At 55.8% G+C, this 3,917-nt stretch carries 4 protein-coding genes and 2 pseudogenes; 4 read left to right on the plus strand and 2 right to left on the minus strand.

Annotation, left to right across the window (positions count from 1 at the left end):
* The coding region (locus GOW16_RS22425; protein ID WP_170419772.1) for an autotransporter outer membrane beta-barrel domain-containing protein at window positions 1-1,449 on the plus strand (1,449 nt) is incomplete at its 5' end.
* Between the two features lie 110 nt (window positions 1,450-1,559).
* On the opposite strand, the pseudogene GOW16_RS22430 reads toward GOW16_RS22425, so the two are convergent.
* Window positions 1,560-1,697 (minus strand): annotated as a pseudogene (locus GOW16_RS22430) (IS5/IS1182 family transposase); the annotation flags it as partial.
* A gap of 17 nt (window positions 1,698-1,714) precedes the next feature.
* Window positions 1,715-1,930: pseudogene (locus GOW16_RS22435) on the minus strand (transposase domain-containing protein); the annotation flags it as partial.
* Window positions 1,931-1,998: 68 nt separating this feature from the next.
* Here GOW16_RS22435 and GOW16_RS22440 point away from each other — a divergent pair.
* The 3 genes from GOW16_RS22440 to GOW16_RS22920 are packed head-to-tail and all read left to right on the plus strand — an operon-like array spanning window position 1,999 to window position 3,884.
* Complete coding sequence (locus GOW16_RS22440; RefSeq protein WP_170419774.1) at window positions 1,999-2,385, plus strand: hypothetical protein; 387 nt, start codon at window positions 1,999-2,001, stop codon at window positions 2,383-2,385.
* Window positions 2,382-2,912 (plus strand): recombinase family protein, encoded by a 531-nt coding sequence (locus GOW16_RS22915; protein WP_254429890.1) that lies wholly within the window; start codon window positions 2,382-2,384, stop codon window positions 2,910-2,912. The genes GOW16_RS22440 and GOW16_RS22915 overlap by 4 nt, the downstream gene beginning before the upstream one ends.
* 18 nt (window positions 2,913-2,930) lie before the next feature.
* Window positions 2,931-3,884 carry a recombinase family protein gene (locus GOW16_RS22920; protein ID WP_254429891.1) on the plus strand — a complete coding sequence of 318 codons (954 nt, stop codon included), beginning with the start codon at window positions 2,931-2,933 and terminating at the stop codon, window positions 3,882-3,884.
* Window positions 3,885-3,917: the final 33 nt, after the last annotated feature.

The following is a 3,917-nucleotide window of genomic DNA, read 5'->3' on the forward strand; positions in this document are numbered from 1 at the left end:
TGGGAGCGGACAGGCGGCACGGGTGACGGCTCTGTTGTTCTGAGCCGACCAGACACTGCGACGCCAAGCTTCACGGCAGATGTTCTGCAGCCCGGAGACGATCCGGTGACGCATGTGTTCGAGCTTGTGGTTTTTGATGATGCCGATGATCTGTCAGCTGTAGACAGTGTGACGATTACAGTAGCCCCGCAACAACTCGTCGAACTTGATGTTGAGGTTTCGCCCTCTGAGCTGACAGTTCAGGAAGGTTCTGGGGGGCAGTATCGAGTAAGGTTGAGCGCCGCGCCAGAAGGCCGGGTTGTTGTGGTGCCGCGTTCGAATAACGCCGATGTTTCTGCAGGAGTGGAGCGGTTGGTATTCAGCCCTGAGAACTGGAATGTCTGGCAATCTGTGTCGGTGAGTTCTGTTGCTGATAGTGATGACCGGGACGATGTTGCAACCTTCACGCACAGTTTGGCCGGTGAGGGTGTGCAATTGGGAGACGCAGGTGAGGTCATTGTCACAGTGCGTGAGGAAGATCCGATCCTGCGCCCGATTGGCGAGTTCCTTTCGACGCGGGCGCAGAACCTGCTGAATAATCAGCCAGAGCTTGTCAGGTTTCTAAAGAACGCGGGGAGCTCCGGTTCGGCAGGAAACAGGTTCAATCTGACGGCGACGGAAGGCAATGTGGCGCTGGATGGCAGTTTTGTGCGCAACGGGTTCTGGGGAGAGATCAGTGCTACACGGGCAAGTACGACCTCTTTAAGTAGCAGCTATGTGCTGGGCAGTCTCGGTGTGCACAAGCGATACTCGGAAACATTCCTTGCGGGTGTTATGTTGCAGTTTGATCGCGCGGATACCGATCTATCCGAGGAGCTTGGAACGATTGAAGGTACAGGTTGGCTTGCGGGGCCGTACTTTGTCACCCGCCATCGAAGTCACCCGCTGTATTTGGAAGGACGGCTCTTGTATGGTCAGTCTGATAACGATATCCGGTTTCGAGATGCACAATTGGGTGAGCGGCGCGGCTCTTTTGACACGACCCGCTGGCTGGCTCAGTTACGGCTGGAGGGAGAAGCGGAGCTTTCGGATGGAGGTACCCGTTTGATCCCTTACGCTGACGCTCGCTGGATTGAGGATCGGGCAAAAGGCTTTACAGATAGCCTGGAGGTCCATGTCCCGGGACAGAAGGTTGCGATCGGGCAACTTGAGCTGGGCTCGAATATCGAGATCCCCATTGCAGTCAACCAAGGCACACTAACGTTCACGGGCGGACTGGGCTTGGTTTTCACTCACACGGATGGAGAGTATACCAATGCATTCTCTCGGAACCGGGGTCGTGGAGAACTTGGTTTCGAATACAATGTAAGCGACAATGTGTATATCGAACTGGACAGCTTCTACGATGGTATTGGAACTTCCGGATACGAAGGGTACGGCCTGTCATTTACTGCAGAGATAAAGTTCTGATCTCTCTACAAAAACCAAAAGCCCCTGGCCAAAAGCAAGGGGCTTGCCAAACAGCACAAATACAAAAAAGAACTTCAACTCCCCGGCACCGGACAGATTGAGAGAGACAATCATACGGTACGGCTTTGTTGTACTTCCCCTTTCCCTTTGCGGATGTAACCTACGGGCTCTGTGACGGGTTTGCCAAGAGCAGTGTAGCGATTTAGCACGGCAACGCGAACCTGGATCTCCGCGACCTGTTGTTCGAAGGTAAGCGGTGCGCCGATCACACGTCTGCGGCGTAATTCCACGGCAGCAGGGCGTCGATATCGGATTGTTTGCGCCCGTCTGCAATGGCGGTCAGGGTTTGAGTGAGCCAGACGTGGGGATCGACGCCGTTCAACTTGCAGGTTTCAATCATTGAGGCGAGGATTGCCCAGTTCTGAGCTCCGGCCTCATGCCCTGCAAATAATGCGTTCTTTCTGTTCAATGCCAGTTCCCGTTCATTCTGCCCATGTCGGGCAAATTTATAGGGTTCACTATCGTTGGCACGCTTATTTTGGCGCGGATGTGAAAGTTCATCAGGTTCTCAATCGTAGTGACGGACAGTTTCTTCGTATTGAGCGCGACGCGGGTATTGTCATTGACGCGCCATCCTGGGTTCTTGATGCCGCGCATTGTCGTTCATTTGATCTGGGTGACGGCAGGGCCTCGCTGGAGGCTCTGTTTGAACTGGGTTCTGTTCTCACAGAGTTGGGATTTCGGCGAAGCTTCGAAGGTGATGCAACACTTTCGGAGGCCAAGGATGACCAATTCTTCGATCCCAAGACAACTCTCTCTGCCACTCCAGAAGGCGACCACGCCGCAGTTGAGCCCTTCGGACCATCAAGCGATGGTCACGGCGTTAGCACAACTGCTGCTGGCAGCGGCGACACTTCCGGGAGGACAACGCGATGAATGACATGTCCTTCTCTTTCACGCCAGAACTCTTGAGGCGGCGTGCCGTTGTTTATGTTCGCCAGTCAACACAGAGCCAGGTGATCACCAATCTGGAAAGCCAACGCCGTCAATATGACCTTGTCGAGATGGCCCGAAGCTACGGGTTTTCCGGCATTGATGTCATTGATGATGACCTTGGCGTGTCGGTAAGCGGATGTCAGACGCGGCCTGGCTTTGAGAAGCTTGTTGCAATGCTCTGCTCGGGTGCTGTGGGCGCGGTCTTCTGCCTGGAAGTCTCACGCCTCGCACGTAATGGCCGGGACTGGCATCATATGCTGGAGCTTTGCGGCCCGGTTGAAGCGCGCGTTGTGGATCATGACAGCGTCTACGACCCCAGGCATCCCAATGACCGGCTTCTGCTCGGCATGAAGGGCAGCATCAGCGAGTTTGAACTCGGTGTCTTGCGGACCCGCATGGTGGAGGCGGCACGCTCAAAAGCCCGTCGCGGAGAGCTGCGCTACAGACCACCCGTTGGATATATCTAGGACAAGGATGCCGGTGTCATGTTTGATCCAGACCTCCGGCTACAGGAAGTGATCCGTCAGATTTTCGCCCGCTTCAACGAACTCGGCAGCGCACGGCAGGTTCTTCTGTCGATGTCCGATGAAGGGATCCATTTCCCGAGGCCGTCGGACGGGGCGCGGCTGACCAGCTTTGAATGGAGACCAATTCGCTACCGCAATGTCATCAGCGTGCTCAAGAACATGTTCTACGCCGGTGTATATGCCTATGGTAAGACCGGCAGGAGCGCCGAAGTGCGTGACGGGCGCGCCCATGTGACCTACAAAAATCGCAAGGATCCTCTGGATTGGGATGTGGTGATCAAGGACCACCATGTCGGCTATATCGATTGGGAGGGATATGAACGCAACCAGGCGCAACTGGCCAAGAATACTTTCGGGCGAACGGGCGGTGTCAAATCCGGCCGAGGTGGCGGTGCGTTGCTCGCCAGCCTGCTGTGTTGCGCCAGATGTGGGCGCAGGCTTCACGTTGTCTATACCGGACGCAAGCCACGTCCGGTCTACAGATGCGACAACCCGAACCTCTTGTTGGGCAGAAAGCGCTGCCTTACCTTCGGTGGTCGGCGTGCTGAAGACCTCGTCTCTGACGCGGTGCTGGGCGTACTTGCACCACATGCCATCAAAGCTGCAACGGAAGCACGCGCCATGGTGAAGCAAACCATGGAAGACAAGCGCGCCGTGTTGGAGATGGAACTCAGCCAGGCGCGCTATGACGCCACGCTGGCCGAACGGCGCTATGCGGCATGTGACCCTGACAATCGCCTCATTGCGTCCGAACTCGAGAAGCGATGGGAGGAAGCACTTTCCCGCGTTGCTGCGTTCGAAGACCGCCTGAACGCTGAGGCGCACACCCTTCCGGACATTGACATCGCAAAGCTTGACGGTTTGGCAGACGACCTCCACACAGCTTGGAAAGAGGTGGTTCGGTTCGTTTGAACAGTTTCGAGCCGTTTCGTAAGTGGATTTCCC

This window comes from Ruegeria atlantica (genome assembly GCF_013033965.1).
GTDB lineage: Bacteria > Pseudomonadota > Alphaproteobacteria > Rhodobacterales > Rhodobacteraceae > Ruegeria > Ruegeria atlantica_D.

Bases quoted from the DNA above. Each gene is read 5' to 3' on its own strand.
- GOW16_RS22915 (WP_254429890.1), top strand. From the start codon at position 2,382: ATGAATGACATGTCCTTCTCTTTCACGCCAGAACTCTTGAGGCGGCGT.
- GOW16_RS22920 (WP_254429891.1), top strand. From the start codon at position 2,931: ATGTTTGATCCAGACCTCCGGCTACAGGAAGTGATCCGTCAGATTTTC.